We start from the raw sequence: 23,180 nt of genomic DNA, 5'->3' as shown, positions 1-23,180 counted from the left end.
CATGGGACCGGCTAGGCTCTCAGCACGTCATCGATCGAGTCGGGGTGCAATGGGACGGTCGGTCTGGAGTTGTTACTCCAAGGTGTTTGCGTCGAGCGAGGATGCCCTGTATGGCGATCGCTTTGGAGAGCGTTATGAGTACAATTCGAACGTAGTCAATAGTTCCCAGGTCTCCGAAGGGGATGTTCTCGTCATTCGGGACGCTCAGTTGATCTACGGATTCGGCATCGCGGAGCGAATTGATGCGACGTTGGGACACAAGCTCATGCAAAGATGTCCAGAGTGCGGTCTCGCCTCTATAGGTCCGCGGAAGACAAGGCTGCCCAAGTATCGCTGCTTGAAGTGTAAAGCGGTCTTCGATTCCCCGCGCAGCGAGCCGCTAGTTGTCACGGAATATGTTTCCCACTATGGTCGCTGGTGGGTTCCCCTGCCGTCCCCGGCTCCTATCTTTCATTTGCGGGACGTCTATGCGTCCGGGGACCGGCAGAATGCTATTCGGCGACTGGATACGGAGCGTGCGGAGCGGTTGATCAACCGTCTTGCTGGCGTCGATGGGGAGTTCTTTGTCCAGGCTTCGCGTGCGATCGGTTCCTTGGAAGGGGGGTTCCTGGAGTCTGCTGCAAAAGTCCGTCGAGGGCAGTCCAAGTTCCGACAGGCCCTTATTGGGCGCTTTGGGGCGGTCTGTGCGGTGACTGGCCCGCAGCCGGAGCAGATTCTTGATGCGGCCCATCTCTATCCTTTTTCGGAGGATCCTCGGCATGACCTTCAGAGCGGCCTGCTCTTCCGGGCCGACGTTCATCGCCTTTTCGACCGACTCGTCCTTACTATCGATCCAATGACGTGGCAAGCCCGAGTGGATCCGGGCCTGCTCGAGCGCTTTGCTCTCCTTCGCGATCTATCGGGGAGGAGTCTGGTCGTTGAGGAATCGCGCCGGCCGCGAGTGGACCTGCTACACAGCCATTTCAAACTCGCGACTCAGGCCTGGCGCGATCGTCGACGAAGGTAGATGGCGCCAGGGCCCCAGAATGGCGGTAGGGCTGCGGGGCCCGCCTGCGCGCCGACGACGCCGCGTACGTCGCGCTCGCGGAACGTCTCGACGCGGTGCTCGTGACGGCCGACGCCAGACTGCCCCGTGCCCCGAGCGTGGCTGCGAGATCGAGGCCGTCTGACCCCTGTGGACAACCGCGACCGCACCCGGTAGCACCACCACGATGGTCCCAGGGCGCGCGTCGCGCGCCGGTCCTGTCCCGTGGCGCACGCGCCGAGCGGCCTGGGCGTCAACGACAGGGGGAGTCGGAATGGGTACGACCGTCACACGGCTGTGGGCTACCGCGGGCCTGGTGCTCACGGGGCTCGTCGTCGCGGGTCTCGTCTCGGTCCTGGTGATCTGGATCGCGGGGATCGTGCGCGGCGACGAGGGCCTGGCGTACAACGGGGGTGTCGGCGTTGTGCTGCTCGCCCTCTACCTTCCGTGGTTCGCCACCCACTACTGGTTCCGACCGACCCTCGTCGGCCTGCTGCTGCCGTTCGTGGCGGTCTTCCTCTCTCCCTTGCCGCTCGCCGCGTTCCTCGTCGGCCCGCATCTCGCGGTCCAGGTCGGCGGGGAACCGGTGTCGTCGGCCACCAGCACGATGCAGATGGTCGTCGTCGGCACGCTGCTCCTCGCCCCGGTCGCCGGCCCGGCGTGGTTCGTCGCGCGCAGCCGGCGCCGGTGGGCGCGCCTGTTCCTCCGGGCCGACGCGGTGCCGGGTGGCCGCGTGGTGGAGCTCGTCGAGGCCGTCCGGTACGCGCACTGGACGGGCGCGCGGCTGGTCGACGTGCGCAGTGGTGAGTTCGCGCAGGGGTATCTCCCGGGGCGCCACCGGCCGCGGCAGGTGTGCGTGGTCGACGGCGAGTTCCGCGTCGTCGACCGGGTCTCACCGATCGTGCAGGGTCTCAGCTGGGCGCGGACCCCGCCGACGACGCACTACGTCACCGCTTCGTGGGAACCGTCGGCGCCCGACGAAGCAGCGTTGGCATGACCTCCCCCGGAGAGGTCAGCCGACCGTGACCCGCCCCAGCAGCTCCTCGAACACCCGCTCGCTCACGACCGGGATCCCGTACCGCCGAGCCGTGCGCGCCTTGCCGGACAGCGAGTCCGGGTCGGCGGCGATGACGACGCGCGTGCGCTTGGTGACGTTCGGCCAGGGTGCGAGCCCGGCGCCCCGCGCCTCACGCTCCCAGTCCTCGCGCGGTCGCGTCATGGCCCCGGTCAGCACGATCTCGTCGCCCCGCGCCAGTCTGAACCGCGGCCGGTCAGCCACGCTCGCCACGGCCGGAGTCGCCGCGATCGGAGTCACCGCGACCAGCACGGCGGCCTCCCCGTCGACGACCGCGGCGTCCGGGGCGCCGGCACCGTTCGTGGTGGGCGCGACCACCACGGCCGTGTCCGCACCCCCGGCCGGCCCGCCGTCAGCACTGCGGCCAGCCCCCAGCCCGACGGCGCCGCTCGCCTCCGCGCCCGGGTGCGCTCCGGCGTCGGGAGCTCCGCCGAGAACGGCAGGCGTCACGCCCAGGTGCATACCGCCGTCGGGCAGGGTGCTCGCCCCGATCAGCACGCCGCGCCCCGCGCGCGCGACCGCCGCCGCGACGTCGTCGGCGTCCATGCCGAGCTGGCCAGCGACCTCGTGGAGGTCGGCGACCTCGCTGTCGGAGAGCACTCCGTCCGTGAGCGCCACCCGCGCGAGCGCGTCGAGGTACCCGTGGTGCAGCGACTCGACCTGCGCGCGGCTGAGCCCTGCCTCGTCGGCGGCGGCGAGCAGTGCCCCGCGCTCGGTGAAGGACACGTACCGGTCGAGCAGGGCGAGGTCGAGGAGCGCGAGGTAGTCGTCGGCCTGGGGTGGGAAGGGGACGCGGTCGAGGCGGTCGGACAGGCCGGACAGCCAGTGGCCGGTTGGGCGGCTCGCGCCGCGCAGCACGGGGACGAAGTCGGCAGCCGCCGGAAGCCCAGGCCATGAGTGCGTCGCGGACGCCTCGTGCGCGACGGCCCAGAGCGGGTCGGTGTCGTCGAGCCCGAGGTAGTGCTCGAGGAGTCCGGCCGTGGCGCGCGCGTCCCCGAGGGCGGAGTGGGCGCCGTCGTGCACGACCCCGGCGAGCTCGCAGCAGATCGCGAGCCCGCGCGGCGCGGACGGCAGGAACGTCCCGGCGAGGCGCATGGTGCACAGGCACGCGAGCGGGTCGATCCCCACGGGCAGGCCGACGCGGCCGAGCTCGGCGCGCAGGAACCGGGTGTCGAAGCTTGCGTTGTGCGCGACGATCACGCGCCCTTCGAGGAGCCGCGCGAGGTGCGGCGCGACGACGGCGAACGTGGGCGCGAGCCCGACGTCTGCCGCGCTGATGCCGTGCACGTGCTGGGGTCCGAGGTCGCGCTCGGGGTTGACGAGCGTGCACCACTCGTCCTGGACGCGGCCGGCGGCGTCGGTGAGGACGACGGCGACCTCGGCGATGCGGTCGTGCTGGCGGGGCGAGAACCCTGTGGTCTCGAGGTCGATCACGGCGAATCCGGGCACGGGGGACAGCGTGCCAGGTCCGGGCTGCGGGGTGAAGTCCGCGCATAGAAGGCGTCGAGGGAGTTCTCGCCGAGCGAGACGCGCGAATCGTTTTTAACCTGGACGGACATACCAATTCATCGGGGAGCCGTAGTGCGCACTGCCGCCATCACGACCACAGTCCTGCTGTCCGTCGCCGTGCTCACAGGCTGCAAGGGCGGGGAGACGGGGCCCGGGCAGCCCTCGCCGACCCCCTCCTCGACGAGCTCCCCGACGCCCTCGCCGACGACCCCGCCGGTCACCCCGTCGCCGACGCCCACGCCGTCACCGACCCCCACCGACCCCGCGACGCCCCCGGAACTCGGCGAGAACGACGTGTCGATCCGGGTCCAGATCCCCGAGCGCACGGCCCCGCCCTCGGACGACTGACGCGTCGGGCGCCGCGGCCCGCCGCGCCCGAAACGCCCCAGCACTCGCCAAGGCGTCACGCCGCCCGGCTCAGCCCTTCGTCCGCGCCGCCCGTCGGCGACGCCTCGCCTCCTCGGCCTTCGCCTCGGCGCCCTCGAGGTCGCGGTCGACGGCGGCCAGGTCCTCCTCCGCCGCGGCGAGCGCACTCCGCGCCTCGTCGAGCGCCGCGAGCGTGTCGTCGCGTTCGGCGGTGAGCCGGGCGATCTGCTCGTCGAGCGCGCTGAGTCGCGCGTCCAGCGGCCCGACGGCGTCGCTCGCCTCCCGCACGACGTCGGCGGCCTGGTCGCGGCGTCCTTCGAGACGGTCGATCTCCGCGGCCGCCGCGGCGACCTCGCGTTCCGCGTCCGCGAGGGTGGTGTCCGATCCCGGGTGCTCGGGCACGGGTGGAGGAGCCTCCGCGGCCTGGTGCTCGGCGATTTGCGAGCGCGCCCCCGTTCCGCGGCGCCGGGCCTCTCGCTCCGCGCTCAACGACACGACGTCGGCGCTCTCTCCGGACTCGTCGACGATCCCGAACCCGACGTACTGCAGCGCCTGCGTCAGGCGCCCGGCCTGCACGAGCGTCCCGGCGTCACGGTCCATGACGGCGGCGGTGAGCGTCTCGCCCAGGCGCCGCAGCACCTCGCCGGACACGGTCCGCCCGCGGACCTCGCCCGCTGCTGAGACGTCCCCGACCAGCGCGTCGACCTGGCGTCGGCGGTCGCGGTCGAGCTCGGTCAGCCGCATCCGGTCGCGCGCCTCGGTCGCGGCGCGCAGGTCGTCGCCGAGCGCGACGAGGCTACCGACCTCCTCGGGGTGGGCGCGGGCCACCTGGTTGACGACCCATGCGGCGACGGTCGGCTTGGTCAGCGCGTTCAGGCGTGCGGCACCCACGGCGTCCCCGGCGGCGGTCGCCTGCTTGGCCGCGGCGTTCCGTGCGGCGACGAACTCGTCGAGGGGCAGGGCGAACAGCCGGTCGATCACCTGATCGCCGGTCGCGTCGGGCTCCTCGCTCATCGGTCCAGCGTCGCACCGTTCGCGAGCGGGCACCCTCCGGGAACCCGGCGGCCCGCAGAGGGTAGGGTCCGGGGTTGACCGCGCCCGGCCCGGGGCGCCCGGTCGTCGACGTGCAGGGGAGCCCATGGACCAGGAACCGTCGGTGATGACCGCCCGTGGTGAGCCCGACGCCACGACGGAGCCGTCGGTCGCGGACGTCGTGCTGCCGGACGCGGCGCCGGACGCGGCACCCGATGCCGTCCAGGCTCCTGTGCGACCCAGGCTCCGCATCCCGCAGCTCCCTGCGACGCTGCCCGGACGACGACGGCCCGACGCCGCCACCGGCGAGGCCGCCACTACCGACCCCACCGCCGAACCCACCGCCGATCCCGCCCCCGACGACGCGGCCGACGCTCCGCCGTCGGGCCGTGACGAGGCCGAGGGCAGGCCGCGCCTCGACGCCCTGGTCACCGGTTGGGTCGCCCGCGCCCTGGACGCGTACCCGCGACCCGTCCTGCCGCTCACCGACCACTGGGACGCCTCGGTCGCGGGGCTCGTGCGCCAGGTCCCGCTGGTGCCGCGCTTCGCGACCAGGCCGCTCGAGCTGCTCGACCGGTTCGGGGCCGTGCACGTCGGGCCACGCGAGGTCGGGTTCGACGGCGACGCGATCGACTGGGAGCGTGTCCTCGAGGTGCGCACGCAGCCCGCGTGGTCGAGCCTGTCGGCCGACGCCCTCGAGGCGAACTTCGCGCAGTACCTGCGTGTGATCCCGCGCGTGCCGGGGCGCGGCTGGGTCCTGGGCAAGGTCTCGGAGCTGCTCGTGTCGCTGTACCTGACGGTCGTCCCGCTGCCCGACGACGCCGCTCACCTCCTGACGACCGGCGGCACGACCGGCGGCACGACGGACGGCACGACGGACGACGCGCCGGACGGCGACGCGGGGTCCAAGGCAGCCTCGTTCACGCGGCGGACCGTGTCCGAGATCTGCTACAAGCGCCGCATCGGCGAGGGCGAACGGCAGGCGAGCACGACGTCGGTCCTGCTGCAGCTCGCGTTCCCCGGCTCGACCGACGCGATGCTCGCGCTCGCGGCCGAGCGTGGCGTACCGGTCGTGCACGTCCCTGTCGACGAGGGCGAGATGGGCGCGACGATCAAGCGGGCCGCGGCGTGGCGCTCGACCGCGCTGGGACTACGGGACCGCTTCACGCGAGACACCGGCCCGACGGCGTAGCCCGGCCCGGGCGGCGACCGCGCCGCCCTGCCCGGCCCCCGCGCGCGGTCTACGCTCCGAGAGGGGCACGGCGACGGCACGACACGAGGCGGGACGGCACATGGCACGCAGGACGATCGTCATCACCGGAGCGAGCGACGGGATCGGGGCGGCGGCGGCCCGGGCGCTCGCCGAGGACGGGCACGAGGTCGTGGTGGTGGGGCGCTCGCCCGAGAAGACCTCGGCGGTCGCGCGCGAGCTGGGCGCCGACTTCTTCGTGGCCGACTTCGCGCGGCTCGCCGAGGTGCGGTCGCTCGCCGCGCAGCTGCGCGACCGCTACGAGCGGATCGACGTCCTCGCGAACAACGCGGGCGGCATCATGGCCGATCGACAGGTCTCCGAGGACGGCCACGAGCTGACGTTCCAGGTCAACCACCTCGCACCGTTCCTCCTCACGACGCTGCTGCTCGACCGGTTGGAGGAGAGCCACGCGAGCGTCGTCAGCACGAGCAGCGCCGCGCACCGGCTGTTCAGCGACTTCCACGTCGACGACCTCGAGTCCGAGCGGTCGTACGCACCCAACACCGCGTACGGCAACGCGAAGCTCGCCGTGAACCTGTTCACGCGCGAGCTCGACCGTCGGTACCGCGCGGCTGGGATCTCAGCCGCGGCGTTCCACCCGGGCGTGGTCGCGACCAACTTCGCCGCGACCTCGACGAGCAGCATGCGCGTCATGTACCAGACGGTGCTGAGCCGCTTCCTCACGTCGTCGGCCAAGGGCGCCGACACGCTCGTGTGGCTCGCGACGACGACCCCGGGCGTCGACTGGCAGCCGGGGAGCTACTACGTCAAGCGCAAGGTCGCGACGACCCACCCGCTCGTGAGCGACCCACGGCTCGCGGCCGACCTGTGGGAACGGAGTGTGGAGATGGTCGCCGCTGACGGCGCCCCGGGGGCGGCGGCCTGAGGGCTGCGTCGTGAAGGTCCCGGCCCCGGCCCCCGACGGTCCCCGGACAGCACGACGGGCCCGGTGCTCTCGCACCGGGCCCGTCGACTCACCGCACCGCAGGCCGAAGGGGGGTGACCGGCGGCGGGGAGGTCTGGAAGACCGTCATGACGCGGAGGTCGTGACCTCGATGCGCTGCGGCGTCGTGCCGGCGTAGACGCCGGAGACGGTGACGGTCAGGACGCCTGCGTCGTACCGGGCGCTGATGGCGCTCGCGTCGGCGGGCTTGGGCAGGGTCACGACGCGGTGGAACGCGCCGTAGCGGACCTCGCGGACGCGACGGCCCTCGGCCTCCTCGGCCCGCTCGTCCTTGCGCTCGCCGCGCACGACGAGCTTGCGGCCCTCGACCTCGACCGTGACGTCCTGGGCCGGGTCGATGCCCGGCAGGTCGAAGCGGGCGACCAGGTCGTCGCCGTCCTGGAAGACGTCGGCGTGGGCCGGGACGCCTGCCACGGGGCGGGCGGTGAGCAGGTCGCGGAGGACGCGGTCGAACGCGGGGGCGGTGGTCAGGGTGGTGGTCATGGTGACTCCTTCGGTCGGTGCGGAACCTCTGACCGATACAACTTGAGTCGCCTCCGCTCAATTCCAGATCGGCGTTCGCCCTGGATGAACGACCGCGCCCCCGGGAGGGCGCGCCGACCGGGGCCCCTCGCGGGGGGAGCTACTCGCAGCCCACCCCGTCGCCGTCGCGGTCCAGCTTCTTGCTGTAACCGGGCTCCCCGAGCCGGATCGGCGCCTTGCCGGCCGCCCGGACCGCGTCGCAGTTCGCGTACGACACTGCACCGCCACCGGTCCCCCCGGCGATCCCGGCGGGCGCGTCCGGCGTGGGCTCCTTCGGCGTGCTCGACGACGCACCCGAGCGACCCGTGGCCGCGCTCCGCGCCTGGAGGTCTGCCTCGGCCGCAGTGACCGCTCCCTCGCGTCCTTCGACCGCGGTCAGCCGGGCCTGGAGGTCCACCTCGGCCGTCACGGTGGCCGACTCGCGGGTCACGAGCTCGGCCTCCTTCGCGACCACGGCCTCCTCTCGAGCCGTGATGTCGGTCTGAGCGGCGCCCAGCTCGTCCTGGGCGGTCGTGAGTGCCGCGCGGTCCTCGTCCAGGGAGGTGCGAGCCTCCGTGGCCTCGCCCAGGGTGGCCTCGGCGGCGGCGAGCCGCGAGCCCGAGGTCCCCGCGCCCATCAGCAGCCCGACGATCAGGAAGGCGAGGCACAGGAAAGCGACGAGAACGATGCGCCGCGTGCGGCCGTCGTGGCGGCCGGGGGCGAACGCTCCGCCACCGGCGAGGCTCGCGACCGGCAGCGCCATGGTCTGCTCGGTCGGCTCGGTCGTTGCGGGTTCCTCGACCCAGAGCGGCCAGTCGGCGGGTTTCGCCGGCCAGCGAGGGTCGGGTGTCCAGCTCGGGTCGGGGGTCCAGCCCTCGGGCGGGGTGGGCCAGCCCGGGGGCGGGTTGAAGCGAACGGTCATGGGATCGGCTCCTCGTCGAGCGGGCACACGCGCGGCGGTGCCGGTGTCGACCGCTGGTCGGTCGACACCCGGAGGCTAGGGGAGAAGAGTCCTCGTGTCAGGATCGTGGAGGGGGTGAAATCCCCCGATGCGGACCATGGCCCGTCAGGCCCCTGGCACTCCCAGCACTGCGACGAGGAAGTCGCCGTCCTCGGCGAACGGCCGCAGGTCCCACGTCGAGAGCTTGAGCTGGACCTCGAGCCCGGCCTCGGCGGCGTCGGCGAAGAACGCGTCGAACGCGTACCCGCGCCCCGCTCCGAACCCGACGACGGCCCGACCGCCCGGCGCCAGGTGGGCACGGAAGCGGCGCAGGACCTCGACCTCGGTGCCCGGCGCGAGGAAGGTGACGACGTTCCCGGCGCACACGATCACGTCGAACGGCTCGGCGACGCCCGCCGCGGGCAGGTCGAGCTCAGCGATGTCCCCGACGAGCCACGTCGAACCGGGGTGGTCCGTCTCGGCGGCCTCGATGAGCACGGGGTCGACGTCGACCCCCACCACGACGTGCCCGCGCGCCGCGAGCTCGGCGCCGACGCGCCCCGGTCCGCTGCCGGCGTCGAGGATGCGGGCGCCGCGGGGAACCATCGCGTCGACCAGCCGGGCCTCGCCCGCGAGGTCGGCGCCCTGGGCTGCCATGGCGCGGAACCGCTCGACGTACCAGGTCGAGTGGGACGGGTTCACGGCGGTCTTCTGCTCCCAGCGGGTGGGGTTGGCCTTGCTCACCGGTTGCTCCTCGGGGTCGGGCGGAGGCGTTCAGGGTCGAGTGTCGTGTCGTGCGGCGACCGGCACGAGAGCCGACCGTCGCACCTTCGACCGTACCCCCACCGGGTACCACCCCTGGAGCCGTCCAGGGCAGACGCGACCCGGTCTCACCGACCGGACCACCCCACCTGCCGACCAGGGACCAGCCTGCGGTCGAGAACGGGATCGAGGTCGGCATCGGCGTCAGGACGACCTCAACCCCGTTCTCGGCACCCCGGGTAGCGGCCTAGCGGCCGAACACCTCCAGGACCGGCGTCTCGCCGTCGACGAAACGGACGAACTGCCCCACGGTCGACGGCGAGCGCAGGGCCTGCGCGACGACGAGGGCGACGTTGCCACGCGAGGTCTTCCCCTCGTGCGCGTCGACCGTGATCGTGCCGGTCGCCTCGTCGTTCGTCAGCGTGCCGGGACCCAGGATCGTCCAGTCGAGGTCGGTCCCCCGCAGGTGGTCGTCGGCCGCGAGCTTGGCGTCGGCGTACGGGAAGAAGCTGTCGTCCTTCGCGATGCCGTGGTCCGGCACCGAGCCGATCCACGACACCATGACGTAGCGCGAGACGCCCGCGGCCGCGGCCGCGTCGATCGAACGGATCGCGGCGTCGCGGTCGACGGCGTAGGTCCGGTCGGGGTCCCCGCCGCCGGCCCCGGCGGACCACACCACGGCGTCGTGCCCGCGCAGGGCCTCGGTGATCTCCTCGGTCGTCGCGTTCTCGACGTCGAGCAGCAGCGGCGTGCCGCCGAGCTCCTCGACGAGCGGGAGCTGCGACTCGTGCCGCACGATCCCGCTGACCTCGATCTTGTGGTCGGCGAGGATGGGGACGACCAGGCGGCCCACCTTGCCGTGGGCTCCGATCAGGGCGACGTTCATGGTTCTCCTCGGGGTGTCGGTGACGGTGCTCCCTCCACCGTGCACCGCGCGGGCGCTCCCCGCTCGCCGGGGAGGGGCCGGGCTACTCCTCGACCACGGCCACGGTCACCTCGATGTTGCCGCGTGTCGCGTTCGAGTAGGGGCACACCTGGTGCGCCTGCTCGACGAGCTCCTGGGCCACGTCACGCTCGACGCCGGGCAGGCTGGCCTCGAGGTGGACGGCGAGGGTGTAGCCACCGCCCTCGAGCGGGCCGATCGAGACGCTCGCGCCGATGGCCGAGTCGGCGACCGCGATCTTGCGCTGTCGCGCGACGCCCAGCAGGGCGGAGTGGAAGCAGGCTGCGTAGCCCGCGGCGAAGAGCTGCTCGGGGTTGGAGCCGTCGCCGCTGCCTCCCATCTCCTTGGGAACGGCCACGTCGAGGTCGACCCGACCGTCGGTCGACCGGACGTGACCGTTGCGGCCCTCTCCGGTGGCGAGTGCTTCCGCGGTGTAGAGAACCTTCATCGTGCTACCTCCAGGGTGGGGCGGTCGGGCGAACCCTTCGAACGTATGTCGCTCGGGGCAACAGAGCGCGGTCGGTTCGCGCAGAGCGCAGCGGGCTCGCTCCTCGCCCCCCGGGTGCGGGTACCGTGGAACGGCCGCCATCTCGGCAACCCCCCTCGAGCACGGACAGACCGCACCCCCATGAGCAACGCACCTACGCCGTCGGGCACACCTGACAGCGCTTCCCCCGCCCTGCCCGACGACGCCGCGCACCCCGCAGCGCCCGGCACCACCGAGCAGCTCTCCCACGGCCTGCGCACCCGGCACCTGACGATGATGGGCCTGGGGTCCGCGATCGGGGCCGGCCTGTTCCTCGGCAGCGGCGTCGGGATCGCGACCGCGGGACCCGCCGTCCTGGTCTCGTACGCCGTCGCGGGCCTGCTCGTCATCCTCGTCATGCGGATGCTCGCCGAGATGGCGTCGGCCGTGCCGTCGAGCGGTTCCTTCTCGGTGTACGCCGAGACCGCGCTGGGCCGCTGGGCCGGTTTCACGATGGGCTGGCTCTACTGGTTCACGCTCATCATGGTGCTCGGCGCCGAGATCACGGGCGCCTCGCAGATCGTGTCCGGATGGGTCCCGGGCGTGCCGCAGTGGGTCGTCGCGCTCGTGTTCGTGGCGGCGTTCGCGGTCGTGAACCTGTGGGGCGTCAAGCACTTCGGCGAGTTCGAGTTCTGGTTCGCGTTCATCAAGGTCGCCGCGATCGTGGCGTTCCTCGCGATCGGCGTGCTGCTCGTCCTGGGCTGGCTGCCCGGCACCGACCCCGTGGGGACGACCAACATCTTCGGCGACCCGGCCTCGCTCGCGGGTTTCGCCCCTCACGGCCTGCCGGGTATCGCGGCGGGGCTGCTCGTCGTGGTCTTCGCGTTCGGCGGGATCGAGATCGTGACGATCGCCGCAGCCGAGGCCCGCGAGCCGCAGAAGGCCATCGTGACCGCGACCCGCTCGATCGTGTGGCGCATCCTCTTCTTCTACGTGGGCGCGGTCGCGATCATGGCGCTCGTCCTGCCGTGGGACGCCCCCGAGCTGCTGAGCGGCCCGTTCGTCGCGGTGCTCGACCTCGCGGGGCTGCCCGGCGCGGCCCGCCTCATGGAGGCCGTCGTGGTCGTCGCGCTCCTGTCGGCGTTCAACGCGAACGTCTACGGGACGTCCCGCATGGCGTTCTCGCTCGCGGGCCGCGGCGACGGACACCGCGCCCTGACCAAGGTGTCGCCGACCGGCGTCCCGTGGGTCGCGGTGCTGCTGTCGGTGTTCTTCGGCCTCGTGTCCGTGGGGCTCAACTGGCTGCTGCCGGGCGAGGTCCTCGGCATCCTGCTCAACGCCGTGGGCTCGGCGCTGCTCGTCATCTGGGTGTTCATCGCGGTCTCCCAGCTCCGGCTGCGCCCGCGCATCGAGGCCGCCGCGGGCGGTGCGGACAAGATGACGCTGCGTATGTGGGCCTACCCGGGGCTCACCTGGGCGACGCTCGCAGGGCTCGCGGGACTGATCGTCCTCATGCTGTTCGACGACGCCGCGCGCGTCCAGCTCGTGTCGACGCTCGTGCTCGTGGGCGTCATCGTCGGGATCTACGCGGTGCGGTCGCGGCTGCGGAAGCGGACCGAGCGGGCCGACGCCGGGTCCTGACCCGTTGACACCCGCCCCCTCGCGGGTGTGCGCTGGAATCTCGCGCCAGGGAGCACCGGGAGTCTCGGGGAGAACCCATGTCTCGCATCGCCGGCTGGATCACGCACCGCTACGCCAAGTGGGTCGTCATCGCCTTCTGGGCGGTCGTCCTGGCCCTGACCGCGCCGCTGGCGGGCAAGCTCACGGGCGCGCAGGACAACGACGCCAAGTCGTGGCTCCCGGCCAACGCCGAGTCGACCCAGGTGCTCGACGTCGCGAGCAGCTTCACGTCGCCCAACACGATCCCGGCGGTCCTGGTCTACGTGCGAGAGTCGGGCCTCACCCCCGAGGACCTGGCCAAGGTCTCCCAGGACGTCGTGACCTTCGGCGAGCTCGACACCCTGGACGGGGACGTCGTCGGGCCGATCCCGTCCGAGGACGGGCAGGCCGCCCAGGTGATCGTGCCCCTCGACCTGGGCAGCGAGGGCTGGAACCTCGCGGCGGACGCCGTCGCGGACCTGCGCGCGACCGCGGAGGACGGCGCGAACGGCATGGACGTCCACGTGACGGGCCCGGCGGGCGCGGCCGCGGACTCCTCCAAGGCGTTCGAGGGCATCGACTCGACGCTGCTGTACGCGGCCGCGGGCGTCGTGATCGTGATCCTGCTGCTGACCTACCGCAGCCCCACGCTGTGGCTCCTGCCCGTGGTCTCGGCGGGCGTCGCGCTGACGGTGTCGCAGGCCGTGGTCTACGTCCTGGCCGACACGACCGGCCTGACGGTGAACGCGCAGAGCGCGGGCATCCTCACGGTCCTGGTCTTCGGCGCGGGGACGGACTACGCCCTGCTGCTCGTCGCGCGCTACCGGGAAGAGCTCCGTCGCCACGAGGACCGGCACGAGGCCATGTCGCTCGCGCTGCACCGCGCGGGCCCGGCGATCGTCGCGAGCGGCGCGACGGTCGCGATCGGCATGCTGTGCCTGCTGTTCGCGCAGATGAGCTCGACGGCAGGGCTGGGGCCGGTCGCGGCGGTCGGGATCGTGGTCGCGCTGCTCGTCATGCTGACCCTGCTGCCCGCGCTGCTCGTCGCGACGGGCCGGTGGGTCTTCTGGCCGCGCGTGCCGCACCTGGGAGACGACGAACCGACCGAGCACGGCGTCTGGGCGCGGCTCGGGACGCGCATCTCCCACCGGCCCCGGCGCGTGTGGGTCGTGACGTCGATCGTCCTGGCCGTGCTGGGACTGGGCATCACGCAGCTCGACGCGAACGGGCTCTCGAGCGCCGAGTCGTTCCGCGGGGAGCAGCCGTCGATCGTGGGGGAGCAGGTCCTGAGCGAACACTTCCCCGCGGGGTCGGGGTCGCCCGTGGTGGTCGTCGCGGACGACTCGTCGCCCACCGCTGTGGCCGCGGTGCACGACGCGTTCGCGGGCACCGAGGGCATCGACGCCTCGACCGTGACCGAGCCCGTGACCGCGGGCGGCTACGCGTACATGGAGGGCACGCTCACGTCCGAGCCGGACTCGCAGGCGGCCTACGACACGGTCGACCGGGTCCGGGACGCGGTCCACGCGGTCCCGGACGCCGACGCCCAGGTGGGCGGGGCGAGCGCGATCACGCTCGACGTCCAGCGCGCCTCGGCCGCGGACAACATGCTCATCATCCCGATCATCCTGCTGACCGTGCTGGTCATCCTCGCGCTGCTCCTGCGCGCGATCACGGCCCCGCTCATCCTGGTCGCGACGGTCGTGCTGTCCTTCACCGCGGCCCTCGGCGTGAGCGCGCTCGTGTTCCGGTACGTGTTCGGGTTCGAGGGCGCCGACACCTCGCTGCCGCTGTTCGTGTTCGTGTTCCTCGTCGCGCTCGGGATCGACTACAACATCTTCCTCATGACCCGGGTGCGCGAGGAGTCGCTGCGCGTCGGGACGCGGCGAGGGGCGCTCGTCGGGCTGGCCGCGACGGGCGCGGTCATCACGTCGGCCGGGCTCGTGCTCGCGGGGACCTTCGCGGTGCTGGGCACGCTGCCCGTGGTCGCGTTCGCGGAGATCGGGTTCGCGGTCGCGTTCGGCGTCCTGCTCGACACGCTCGTCGTCCGGTCGGTGCTCGTCACGGCCCTCAACCTCGACGTGGGGCGGCACATGTGGTGGCCGAGCGCCCTGGGCCGCAAGGAGGACGTGCCGGTCGAGGAGGCCCCGGTGGTCCCGACCGGCGCACCGGTCCGCGAGTAGCACCCGGCCAGGAAGACCCGCGCCCGACGGCGGGGCGCGCCTCCCAGGGGAGCGGCGCCGTCGGGAACTGTGCTCACCCCTTCTCCTTACTTACAGTTTCGGCAAAACTGTAAGTACTATGGAGCGGTGATGACAGATCCGCTGCCCCTCGCGATCGCGCCGGTCGGCCACGAGGAGCACGTCTGGGTGGCAGAGAACGACGGGCTGTCCACGCGCGCACAGGTATCTGCCGGATCCGGCCCGTATGCCTCGACGGTTCCCGCCAAGATCGTCGGCCTGGCTCCCGACGTCCCGAGCGACCTCGCTGCCGACGTCGAGGTCGCCACGTCCGAGCTCACGCGCTTCGACGCCTACGCACGTGCCGCGCTCGGTGTGGACAGCCCCGCACTGGGCCCTATGGCGTCGGTGCTGCTGCGCACGGAGTCGGCGTCGTCCTCCCAGATCGAGAACCTCACGGTGGGTGCCAGGCAGCTCGCCCTGGCAGAGATCGACCAGCCCACGAGCACCAACGCGCAAACGGTCGTGGCCAACGTGCGCGCGATGGAGGCGGCGCTCGTGCTGGCCGACCGGCTGGACGAGTCCGCGATCCTCACCATGCAGCACGAGCTCCTCTCGGGGCAGCGCGGCTGGGAGCAGCATGCAGGGAGATACCGCGACGGGCTGGTCTGGGTGGGAACCAGCAGCATCAGTCCACGTGGAGCCTCGCACGTCGCCCCCCAGGCGGAGCTGGTCGCGCCCGCGATGAGCGACCTGGTCGAGTTCATGCGCCGGGACGACCTCCCCGTCCTGGTCCAGGCGGCCGTCGCCCACGCGCAGTTCGAGACGATCCACCCGTTCGTCGACGGCAACGGACGCACGGGCCGCGCCCTCGTCCACGCACTGCTCCGATCCAAGGGGACGGTCCGACACACGACCGCCCCCGTCTCGGCGGGGCTCCTGGTCGACACCGAGGCGTACTTCGAGTCGCTGACGGCCTTTCGCGAAGGGGACGCTCGGCCGATCGTCGAGCAGCTCGCTCGTGCAGGTCGCTACGCCGCGCGGTCCGGTACGCAGCTCGTCGACGACCTGGCGGCGCAGATCTCTCAGGCGAAGGAACAGCTGGGGAACCTGCGCCCTCAGGCCGCGGCCTGGAGGGTCGTCCCTCATCTGGTTGCGCACCCCGTGGTCAACGCAGCGTTCCTGACCAGCAGGTTGCAGATGAACACCGTCACGGCGCAGCGCGCGTTGAACCAGCTCTCCGATGCCGGTGTGCTCCAGGAGCGCACCGGCAAGCAACGCAACCGCATCTGGCAGCACGACGGCATCCTGGCCGTGCTGGACGTGTTCGCGCAGAGCATCCGTCGGCGCTGACCGGAGACCCTGCGGTGCGTGCCCGACGGCGGGGCGCGCCTCCCAGGGGAGCGGCGCCGTCGGGCAGGGGTCAGACCACGTCCTCGCGCTGGAGCCGGCGCAGCGTGATCCAGCCCAGCAGGACCGGGACCCAGCACGAGATCAGCCGGTAGAGCAGGACCGCGGGCAGGGCGATCGTCGACGCGATCCCGAAGCTCACGAGCCCGCCCGTGAGCGCGGCCTCGACCACGCCCACACCGCCCGGGGTCGGGGCCGCGGACGCGAGCGTCTGCCCGACCATGGTCGAGAACGCCGCGGCGATCGGGTCGTTGCCGCCGCCGAGCGCCAGGAGGCAGGCCCACAGGGTCGCGGCCGAGGACACCGTGGTCCCCATCGCACCCAGGACCGCGAGGGAGAGCCGGCGAGGGTCCTTCGCGAGCCCGCCGAGCTGACGGAACGCGGGCAGCACGTCGTCGCGCGCGTACGTGCGGACCGCGTGCCGGAACCGCGGCACGGCGAGCACCACGACGCCCGTGACGACGACCGCGACCACCGCGGCGAGCAGCGCCCACTTCGCCCAGCCCGGCACGTGGCGGTCGATGCTGCGCCCCGCGACGAGCGCCAGCACCGTCAGGAGCACGAGGTGGACCAGGACCTGCACGATGCTCTGGAGCGCGACCGTGCCCGTCGCGAGCGCCGTGCTCATGCCCGACTTCGACAGGTAACGGACGTTGAGCGCGAGCGACCCGACGCTCGCCGGGGTCGCAGTGCCCGCGAACGCGTTCGCGAGCTGCACGCGGGTGGTCCGCAGGAACGGCAGGTGCCTCGGGGAGCACGCGGCGAGCGACGCCGCGGCGGCGAAGAACCCCGTCGCGGCGAAGAACACGGCCAGGAGCGCCCACGCCGGCTGTGCGTCGCGCAGGGCCTCGCCCATGCGCGGGATCTCGCTGATCTCCGGGATGACGACGTACGTGAGCCCGCCGATGAGCACGAACCACACGAGCACGCGCAGGGCGTGGCTCCGGGGGGACCGGGCGGGCTTCGGGGCCGGGGCCGGGCTCTGGTCCGGGGCCCGCTCCGGGGCCTGGCTCGGGGTGGCCTGCGCCTCTGGGACCGCAGCCCGGGGCTCGGGGTCGGGTGCGTGCGTGATGACGAGCTCCTTGCCGAGGATGTGCGGGCCGTCCCGTGACCCTACCGACGCACGGGGCGGGCCGTCCCGTCGAGTGTGCAGTTCGGGTCGTCCCTGGCGGCTGGAGGCGATCCGAACTGCACACTCGGCGGCGGGTGACCGGGTGACCGGGCGACCGGGTGGTCACGCGGTCAGTCGTTCGGCGTGACCTCGGGCAGCGGCGCGGGACCGTCCGCGGGCACCCAGCCCTTGGGCGGCCGGACGGTCGGGACGTCGCCCACGATCGGCACCGGTCGGCGGTGGAACGGGAAACCGTAGCGGGTCACGAGCCCCGCGAGCGTCGTCAGGCGGTTGCGCGGTCCGATGAGGCTCATGATGTGCACGAACAGCCACGCCAACCACGCGGTCCCGCGGGTCAGGCGCAGCTTCCCGGCGATGTCCGCGACGGCCGCTCGGCGCCCGATGACGGCCATGGTGCCCTTGTCGAGGTACCTGAGCGACGTCGTCGGGCGGCCCTCGACGAGCGCGCGGACGTTGCGCCCCACGACCTTGCCCGACTGGATCGCTGGCTGGGCGAGCTGCGGCAGGCCCGCAGGCGAGACCGCGACGTCCCCCGCCGCGAAGTGGTCCGGGAACCCCTCGACCTGCAGGTCGTCGCCCACGCGGATGCGCCCGCCGTCGCCCAGGGGCAGGTTCCAGCGCGAGACCTCCTCGTGCGGGGCGACGCCCGCGGCCCAGATCGTGAGGTCCGAGCGGATGAAGTCGCCGTCGGTGAGCTCGACGCCGTCGGGCAGGACCTTCGCGACGCCCGCGCCCAGGTGCAGGTCCACCCCGCGACGCTGGAGCTCGCGCGCCGCGTACGTGCGCAGCTTCGCGGGGAAAGGCTTGATGAGCTCGGTGCCGCGCTGGACGATCTTGACGCTGAACGCGTCGCCGTGGATCTCCGGGTACGCGGGTGCGAGGCCCTGCGTGCGGAGCTCGGCGAGGGCTCCCGCGACCTCGACGCCCGTCGAGCCGCCGCCCACGACGACGACGCGCAGGCCGTCGTCGGTCCCCGGTGAGGCCGCGGACTTCTCGAGGCGGACGAACAGGGTGTCGCGGATCTTCAGCGCCTGCGAGCGCGAGTACATCGCGAACGCGTGCTCCTTGGCGCCGGGGGTGCCGAAGAAGTTGGTCGTGACGCCGTTGGCCAGGACGAGGTAGTCGTAGCGGATCTCCTCGTCGTTGAGCAGCCGGAGCGTCTTGGTGTGCGGGTCGAGGCCCACGAGGTGCTCGTGGACCACGCGCACGTTGCGCTGTCCCAGCCGCAGCGCGCGCAGGAAGTACGTGACGTCGCCCGGGTTCAGGCCGCCCGTGGCCACCTGGTAGAGCAGCGGCTGGAACGTGTTGTAGACGCGACGGTCGATCAGCGTGACGCGCACGGGCGCGCCCGCGAGCGCCTTGACCGTCGCGAGGCCCGCGAACCCGCCGCCCACGACGACGACGTGGGGGAGCTGTGCCCCGGTGGGTGCGGGGTGCGCGGCGGTGCCGTCGTTCACTGTGTGCCTCTCGATACGTCTCGTGTGCGACACGACGATGTGCCGGGTGGTCCGGGGCACGAGCGTATGTCGCTCGGGGGGCGAGGGCGAGAGGGAGGCGAGATGGGCGCGCCGGTCCGAGACGGGTGCTGCGGACCGTGGCGCGAGGGTCCGTCTCGGACCGGAGCACCTGTCTCGTGGGCCCTGCGTGACGGGGATCACGGGCCCGGGTATCTGACGTCGTGTGGACAACCGGGGCCCTCGGAGCGTAACTTCGAACTGACCGGTCAGTCTAAAAGAGTGATCGGGACTCAGAACTCTCGGAGGAACCCCCATGAACCAGCCCGTCGCACGGCACAGCAGCGACGAGGCCACGTACCTCGTGCAGGCCCCGACCACAGCACCCGTCCCCGGCGCTGCGACGAACGTCAGCAGGCCCGACGACGTCGCGCACCTCCCGCACGGAGAGGTCGCCGCCGCGGACATCGCCGACGACCTGACCCTGCGCGGCCCGCTCGGCGGCGAGATCGCCGAACCCGACACCCCGCCGCTCGGCAACGGCACGCCCCCGCACGCCGTCAGCGCCTACGACCTCCAGCTCCACGGCCCACGCGGCCTCGTCTACGGCCCCGTCGACCTGGAGATCCCGGCCGGCGAGGTCGTCGTCCTCCAAGGTCCGCAGGGCGCCGGCCGCTCGAGCCTGCTCCTGACCCTCGCGGGCCGTATGGCCCCCGACCACACCCCCGACGGCTGGCTCGTCGTGCTCGGCGAGAACCTCACGGGGCGCCGCGCGCGCCGCACCGCGGTCCAGCGCCGCGCCGCGATCGCCGGCTTCCACGGGATCGACGAGCTCGACGACGCGGTCACGGTCGGGGACTCGGTACGCGAACGCCTCACGTGGCTCGCACCCTGGTACCGCCGGACCCCCAAGGTCACCCCAGAGGTGTACGAGCGCGTGGCCCGCCCCGTGTTCGGTCGCCGCGAGCTGCCCGCGCTCGACGCCATGGTCTGGGACCTCGACGAGGTCGACGCCATGCTCCTGCGGATCGCGATCGCCCTGGCCCAGGACCCCGAGCTGCTCGTGGTCGACGACCTCGACCAGGTCCACGACTCGGCCCGCCGCCAGATCGTCTGGGAGCGCCTCGAAGCCCTCGCGGCCACGGGCCTGACCGTGATCGGCTCGGTCGCCTCCGCGGGCGAGGTCGACGCGATGCGCTGGGGTCGCACCCCGCACGTCGTGCGCCTCGCGACGGGCCCGCAGCTCGTCCCGGCCTGACCCTTCCCTCCGAGGGTGACCGTCCCCTCCGCCGAGGGTGACGGCCTGACCCGCCGAGGGTGACGCCGCGTCACCGTCGGCCCTCGATCCGGTCACCCTCGGCGACCCGCACCTCCCCGCCCACGCTCCGCCGTCGGGCCCCATCCTTCGCACGAACAGAACGGAAACACCTCTCGTGATGTCCTGGACCTCCACCGGTACGGAGCTGCGGCGCTTCCGCCGCGGCCTCCTGCCCAAGCTCGCCGTGGGCGCGATGATCTTCGTGCCCCTGCTCTACGGGGCCATGTACCTGTGGGCCTTCTGGGACCCGACCGGCAACCTCGACAAGCTGCCCGTCGCGATCGTCAACGCCGACACCGGCACCGAGGTGGACGGTGAGCGCCTGGACGCCGGCGAGGAGGTCACGTCCACGCTCGTCGACTCGGGCGACCTCGAGTGGGCGCGCGTCGACGCGGCCGAGGCCGAGAAGGGCGTCAAGGACGGCACCTACTACTTCGCGCTGACCATCCCCGAGGGCTTCTCCGAAGGCATCGCGAGCGCCGCGGGCGACGACCCGCAGTCCGCGCAGCTCATGGTCACGTACAACGACGCGAACTCGTTCCTCGCCACGACCCTGGGCCGCAGCGCCATGACACAGGTCCAGGGCGCGGTGCGCGAGGAGATCGGCGCGCAGGCCGTCGACAAGGTCCTCGTGGGCCTCGGCAGCGCGCGTGACGGGTTCGCGCAGGCCTCCGACGGTGCGCTCACGCTCACCACGGCGAGCGGCCAGCTCACGGACGGCGCGACGCAGGTCGCCGACGGCGCGACGTCCGCCGCCGACGGCGCGGGCACGCTCGCGGCCGGGATCGACCGCCTCGCCGACGGCGCCGGGTCCGCCGTGGCGGGCGCCGGGCAGCTCGCGACAGGCGCGGGAGCCCTGTCCCAGGGCGCGTCGTCGGCGAGCGCGGGCGCCTCGAAGCTCGCCGCCGGTGCGTCCTCCGCGGCCGACGGGGCCTCGGCCCTCGCGGCCGGTGCGGCCACGACGCAGTCGGGCATGGTCCAGCTCGCCGACGGCTCGCAGAAGCTCGTCGCGGGCTTCACGGCGCCCGACGGGCTCGTGGCCGGGGCGGACAAGGCCGCCGCGGGCGCCCAGCAGGTGTCCGACGGCGTCGCGCAGGTCCAAGGACAGGTCACCTCGCTCACGGGCAGCGTCCCCACGCTCCGCGCGCTGCTCCAGCAGAACGCCGCGACGCTCGGCGCCTCCGCCGACCCCCGGGCGCAGGCGCTCGCGGCCGCGAACCAGCAGGCCCTCGGCCAGCTCCCCTCGGACGCCGAGCTCGCCCAGAGCGCGGCCGGGCTCCAGACCCTCGCCGACGGCTCGAAGCAGGTCGCGGCCGGGCTGCCCGCTCTCTCGACCGGCCTCAAGGCGGCCTCGGCCGGAGCGGCGCAGATCGACGCGCAGCTCCACCCGGGGTCGGGCACGCAGACCGTCCGTGACGGCGTCGACGGCGTGGCCGCCGGTGCCGCGAACCTGAGCAGCGGCCTCACGACCCTGCGCGGCGGTGCCTCGGACCTCGCGGCCGGGAACGCCTCGCTCGCGACCGGGGCGGGCACGCTCGCCGCCGGTACCTCGTCCCTCTACTCGGGCGCCCAGCAGCTCGCCGACGGCGCACAGTCCGCCGCGGTCGGCGCCGGGGCGCTCGCCGAGGGCACCACCACCCTGGCCGACGGCGCCACGCAGGTCGCCGACGGCGGGGCACAGCTCACCGACGGTGCGCAGACCCTGACCGACAAGCTCGCGGAGGGGTCCGAGGCCATCCCCGACGACGGCACCGCCCTGCGCGAGCAGCGCGCCGACGTCATCGCGGCCCCCGTGACCGTCGCGGACCACGACCTGGCCGAGGCCGAGGGGTTCGGCGAAGGGTTCGCGCCGTTCTTCATCCCGCTCGCCCTGTTCGTGGGGGCGCTCATCACCTGGCTGCTCATGCGTCCGCTGCCCTCGCGGGCCCTCGCGACGCCCGCCTCGGGCCTGCGGACCACGCTCGCGGGGTTCCTGCCCGCGCTGTGCATCGGGTTCGCGCAGGTCGCCGTGATGCTCGCCGTCATCCACTGGGGCGTCGGCCTCGACATGACGCACGCGCTCGGGACGCTCGCGTTCACGACGCTCGTCGCCGCGACGTTCCTCGCGCTCCAGCAGGCCCTCATGGCGCTGCTCGGCCCGGCCGCGGGCAAGGTCGCGATCCTGGCGCTCCTCATGCTGCAGCTCGCGTCCTCGGGCGGCACCTACCCCGTGCAGACCACGCCCGCGTTCTTCCAGGCCATCCACCCGCTACTGCCCATGAGCTACGCCGTCGACGGGCTGCGCCAGACCATCACGGGCGGCGTCGACGGACGGCTCTGGTTCGCGGTGGTCTACCTCGGCGTGCTGCTGCTAGCGTCGCTGGCGATCAGCGCCTGGCGGGCGGGCCGCATGCGCACCTGGACCCTCGACCGCCTGCACCCGGCGCTCGAGATCTGACGACGAAGAGGCTGGACGAACGATGACGACGACCAAGGCGGACCCGACGGCGGACGGACCGGGCGCCGTCGGGCCCCTTGAGCCCGGCGCCACCGCGGAGGCCACCGGGAGCCGGCGCGAGCAGGCCTTCGCGGCCCGCCGCGCCGGGACCCGGCAGCAGATCATCGACGCGGCCGTGAGCCTCATCGCCGACCAGGGCTTCACCGCCACGTCGGTCGAGGACATCGCGGCCGCCGCGGGCGTGGCCAAGGGCAGCGTCTACTACAACTTCGGGTCCAAGTCGGACGTGTTCGAGGCCGCGCTCGCGGGCGGGCTCGAACGCCTGACCCTCACGCTCTCCGAGGCCCGCGCAGGGCTGCAGGGCAAGGAGGCGCTCGCGGCGCTCATCGCGTCGCTGCTCGAGCAGATCAGTGCCCACCCCGACTTCGCGAAGCTCCTCGCGGCCGAGGTCTTCCGGGTAGGGCGCGAGTGGCAGGAGACCGTCGGGCACATCCGTGCGCGCGTCATCGAGTTCTACGCGGCCGCGCTGCGCGAGGAACGCCCCGGGGCGGACGTGTCGCTGCTCGCGGCGTCGGTGTTCGGGGCCACGCTCGTCGCGGGGCTCGAGTGGCTCGTGTTCCAGCCCGAGCGCGAGTTCGACGAGGTGCTCGCCGCGGTGCTGGAGCTGGTCGCGGGACTCTGAGGGCGGTCCGCGCCCGCCGAGGGCGACGCGCCGCTCTGCCGAGGGTGACGCCCGTGCCCGCCGAGGGCGACGCA

General features: G+C 73.0%; 20 protein-coding genes. 11 read left to right on the top strand and 9 right to left on the bottom strand.

What is annotated here, in order from left to right; translation table 11 throughout:
- The first annotated feature begins 1 nt into the window (after position 1).
- The gene (locus tag WFH32_RS19310) at positions 2-1,006 is read left to right on the top strand and encodes an HNH endonuclease (protein ID WP_442946342.1); all 1,005 of its coding nucleotides are present in this window, start codon (positions 2-4) and stop codon (positions 1,004-1,006) included.
- Between the two features lie 292 nt (positions 1,007-1,298).
- Positions 1,299-2,021, top strand: a complete 723-nt coding sequence (locus WFH32_RS14135; RefSeq protein WP_336707967.1) for a hypothetical protein — start codon at positions 1,299-1,301, stop codon at positions 2,019-2,021.
- Positions 2,022-2,036: 15 nt separating this feature from the next.
- Here WFH32_RS14135 and WFH32_RS14130 read toward each other — a convergent pair whose 3' ends face one another.
- Complete coding sequence (locus WFH32_RS14130; RefSeq protein WP_336707965.1) at positions 2,037-3,548, bottom strand: exonuclease domain-containing protein; 1,512 nt, start codon at positions 3,546-3,548, stop codon at positions 2,037-2,039.
- Between the two features lie 132 nt (positions 3,549-3,680).
- Here WFH32_RS14130 and WFH32_RS14125 point away from each other — a divergent pair, with 132 nt between their 5' ends.
- Positions 3,681-3,956 (top strand): hypothetical protein, encoded by a 276-nt coding sequence (locus WFH32_RS14125; RefSeq protein WP_336707963.1) that lies wholly within the window; start codon positions 3,681-3,683, stop codon positions 3,954-3,956.
- 69 nt (positions 3,957-4,025) lie between these two features.
- On the opposite strand, the gene WFH32_RS14120 is transcribed toward WFH32_RS14125, so the two are convergent.
- Entirely contained in the window at positions 4,026-4,988 is a 963-nt protein-coding gene (locus WFH32_RS14120) for a hypothetical protein (protein ID WP_336707961.1), read from the bottom strand.
- A gap of 124 nt (positions 4,989-5,112) precedes the next feature.
- Between WFH32_RS14120 and WFH32_RS14115 the strand changes: the two genes are divergently transcribed.
- Together WFH32_RS14115 and WFH32_RS14110 are read left to right on the top strand one after the other, a co-directional pair.
- Positions 5,113-6,198: a hypothetical protein gene (locus WFH32_RS14115; protein WP_336707960.1), complete on the top strand. Its 1,086-nt coding sequence runs from the start codon at positions 5,113-5,115 to the stop codon at positions 6,196-6,198.
- 100 nt (positions 6,199-6,298) lie between these two features.
- The gene (locus tag WFH32_RS14110) at positions 6,299-7,144 is read left to right on the top strand and encodes an SDR family NAD(P)-dependent oxidoreductase (protein WP_191794468.1); all 846 of its coding nucleotides are present in this window, start codon (positions 6,299-6,301) and stop codon (positions 7,142-7,144) included.
- A gap of 144 nt (positions 7,145-7,288) precedes the next feature.
- On the opposite strand, the gene WFH32_RS14105 is transcribed toward WFH32_RS14110, so the two are convergent.
- The 5 genes from WFH32_RS14105 to WFH32_RS14085 form a co-directional block, all read right to left on the bottom strand.
- Positions 7,289-7,705: an Hsp20/alpha crystallin family protein gene (locus WFH32_RS14105; protein WP_336707958.1), complete on the bottom strand. Its 417-nt coding sequence runs from the start codon at positions 7,703-7,705 to the stop codon at positions 7,289-7,291.
- 139 nt (positions 7,706-7,844) lie between these two features.
- On the bottom strand, positions 7,845-8,645 hold the full coding sequence (locus tag WFH32_RS14100) for an excalibur calcium-binding domain-containing protein (protein ID WP_336707957.1): 801 nt from the start codon (positions 8,643-8,645) through the stop codon (positions 7,845-7,847).
- A 144-nt stretch (positions 8,646-8,789) separates the two neighbouring features.
- A complete protein-coding gene (locus WFH32_RS14095; protein WP_318243948.1) occupies positions 8,790-9,407 on the bottom strand; it encodes a class I SAM-dependent methyltransferase in 618 nt (205 codons plus the stop codon).
- Between the two features lie 265 nt (positions 9,408-9,672).
- Complete coding sequence (locus WFH32_RS14090; RefSeq protein ID WP_191794466.1) at positions 9,673-10,311, bottom strand: SDR family oxidoreductase; 639 nt, start codon at positions 10,309-10,311, stop codon at positions 9,673-9,675.
- 82 nt (positions 10,312-10,393) lie between these two features.
- Positions 10,394-10,816, bottom strand: a complete 423-nt coding sequence (locus WFH32_RS14085; RefSeq protein WP_191794465.1) for an organic hydroperoxide resistance protein — start codon at positions 10,814-10,816, stop codon at positions 10,394-10,396.
- Between the two features lie 180 nt (positions 10,817-10,996).
- On the opposite strand from WFH32_RS14085, the gene WFH32_RS14080 reads away from it, so the two are divergent.
- The 3 genes from WFH32_RS14080 (at position 10,997) to WFH32_RS14070 (ending at position 16,026) form a co-directional block, all read left to right on the top strand.
- Positions 10,997-12,475, top strand: a complete 1,479-nt coding sequence (locus WFH32_RS14080) for an amino acid permease (RefSeq protein ID WP_191794464.1) — start codon at positions 10,997-10,999, stop codon at positions 12,473-12,475.
- A 77-nt stretch (positions 12,476-12,552) separates the two neighbouring features.
- Entirely contained in the window at positions 12,553-14,676 is a 2,124-nt protein-coding gene (locus tag WFH32_RS14075) for an MMPL family transporter (RefSeq protein WP_336707950.1), read from the top strand.
- Between the two features lie 129 nt (positions 14,677-14,805).
- Positions 14,806-16,026, top strand: coding sequence for a Fic family protein (locus WFH32_RS14070; RefSeq protein ID WP_336708084.1), 1,221 nt, complete (start codon positions 14,806-14,808; stop codon positions 16,024-16,026).
- A 70-nt stretch (positions 16,027-16,096) separates the two neighbouring features.
- Here WFH32_RS14070 and WFH32_RS14065 read toward each other — a convergent pair whose 3' ends face one another.
- Together WFH32_RS14065 and WFH32_RS14060 are read right to left on the bottom strand one after the other, a co-directional pair.
- The gene (locus tag WFH32_RS14065; RefSeq protein WP_336707948.1) at positions 16,097-17,011 is read right to left on the bottom strand and encodes a lysylphosphatidylglycerol synthase transmembrane domain-containing protein; all 915 of its coding nucleotides are present in this window, start codon (positions 17,009-17,011) and stop codon (positions 16,097-16,099) included.
- A gap of 314 nt (positions 17,012-17,325) precedes the next feature.
- Positions 17,326-18,672 carry an NAD(P)/FAD-dependent oxidoreductase gene (locus tag WFH32_RS14060; RefSeq protein ID WP_138826692.1) on the bottom strand — a complete coding sequence of 449 codons (1,347 nt, stop codon included), beginning with the start codon at positions 18,670-18,672 and terminating at the stop codon, positions 17,326-17,328.
- 313 nt (positions 18,673-18,985) lie between these two features.
- Here WFH32_RS14060 and WFH32_RS14055 point away from each other — a divergent pair, with 313 nt between their 5' ends.
- The 3 genes from WFH32_RS14055 to WFH32_RS14045 all read left to right on the top strand — a co-directional run bounded on the left by WFH32_RS14055 (position 18,986) and on the right by WFH32_RS14045 (position 23,106).
- Positions 18,986-19,927, top strand: coding sequence for an ATP-binding cassette domain-containing protein (locus WFH32_RS14055; RefSeq protein ID WP_191794459.1), 942 nt, complete (start codon positions 18,986-18,988; stop codon positions 19,925-19,927).
- A 178-nt stretch (positions 19,928-20,105) separates the two neighbouring features.
- On the top strand, positions 20,106-22,424 hold the full coding sequence (locus WFH32_RS14050) for a YhgE/Pip domain-containing protein (protein ID WP_336707945.1): 2,319 nt from the start codon (positions 20,106-20,108) through the stop codon (positions 22,422-22,424).
- 22 nt (positions 22,425-22,446) lie between these two features.
- Complete coding sequence (locus WFH32_RS14045) at positions 22,447-23,106, top strand: TetR/AcrR family transcriptional regulator (RefSeq protein WP_336707944.1); 660 nt, start codon at positions 22,447-22,449, stop codon at positions 23,104-23,106.
- The last annotated feature ends 74 nt before the right edge of the window (positions 23,107-23,180 follow it).

It is taken from the genome of Oerskovia sp. USHLN155, assembly GCF_037145535.1.
In the GTDB taxonomy this organism is placed as follows: domain Bacteria; phylum Actinomycetota; class Actinomycetes; order Actinomycetales; family Cellulomonadaceae; genus Oerskovia; species Oerskovia rustica.
The sequence above is the reverse complement of the archived record's forward strand: the minus strand, read 5'-3'. Positions and strand labels throughout refer to the sequence as shown.

Excerpts from the sequence above, each read along its gene's own strand:
- WFH32_RS19310 (WP_442946342.1), top strand. The coding sequence starts at position 2 with ATGGGACCGGCTAGGCTCTCAGCACGTCATCGATCGAGTCGGGGTGCA.
- WFH32_RS14135 (WP_336707967.1), top strand. The coding sequence starts at position 1,299 with ATGGGTACGACCGTCACACGGCTGTGGGCTACCGCGGGCCTGGTGCTC.
- WFH32_RS14120 (WP_336707961.1), bottom strand. The coding sequence starts at position 4,988 with ATGAGCGAGGAGCCCGACGCGACCGGCGATCAGGTGATCGACCGGCTG.
- WFH32_RS14115 (WP_336707960.1), top strand. The coding sequence starts at position 5,113 with ATGGACCAGGAACCGTCGGTGATGACCGCCCGTGGTGAGCCCGACGCC.
- WFH32_RS14110 (WP_191794468.1), top strand. The coding sequence starts at position 6,299 with ATGGCACGCAGGACGATCGTCATCACCGGAGCGAGCGACGGGATCGGG.
- WFH32_RS14105 (WP_336707958.1), bottom strand. The coding sequence starts at position 7,705 with ATGACCACCACCCTGACCACCGCCCCCGCGTTCGACCGCGTCCTCCGC.
- WFH32_RS14100 (WP_336707957.1), bottom strand. The coding sequence starts at position 8,645 with ATGACCGTTCGCTTCAACCCGCCCCCGGGCTGGCCCACCCCGCCCGAG.
- WFH32_RS14090 (WP_191794466.1), bottom strand. The coding sequence starts at position 10,311 with ATGAACGTCGCCCTGATCGGAGCCCACGGCAAGGTGGGCCGCCTGGTC.
- WFH32_RS14085 (WP_191794465.1), bottom strand. The coding sequence starts at position 10,816 with ATGAAGGTTCTCTACACCGCGGAAGCACTCGCCACCGGAGAGGGCCGC.
- WFH32_RS14080 (WP_191794464.1), top strand. The coding sequence starts at position 10,997 with ATGAGCAACGCACCTACGCCGTCGGGCACACCTGACAGCGCTTCCCCC.
- WFH32_RS14075 (WP_336707950.1), top strand. The coding sequence starts at position 12,553 with ATGTCTCGCATCGCCGGCTGGATCACGCACCGCTACGCCAAGTGGGTC.
- WFH32_RS14070 (WP_336708084.1), top strand. The coding sequence starts at position 14,806 with ATGACAGATCCGCTGCCCCTCGCGATCGCGCCGGTCGGCCACGAGGAG.
- WFH32_RS14055 (WP_191794459.1), top strand. The coding sequence starts at position 18,986 with ATGAACCAGCCCGTCGCACGGCACAGCAGCGACGAGGCCACGTACCTC.
- WFH32_RS14050 (WP_336707945.1), top strand. The coding sequence starts at position 20,106 with ATGTCCTGGACCTCCACCGGTACGGAGCTGCGGCGCTTCCGCCGCGGC.
- WFH32_RS14045 (WP_336707944.1), top strand. The coding sequence starts at position 22,447 with ATGACGACGACCAAGGCGGACCCGACGGCGGACGGACCGGGCGCCGTC.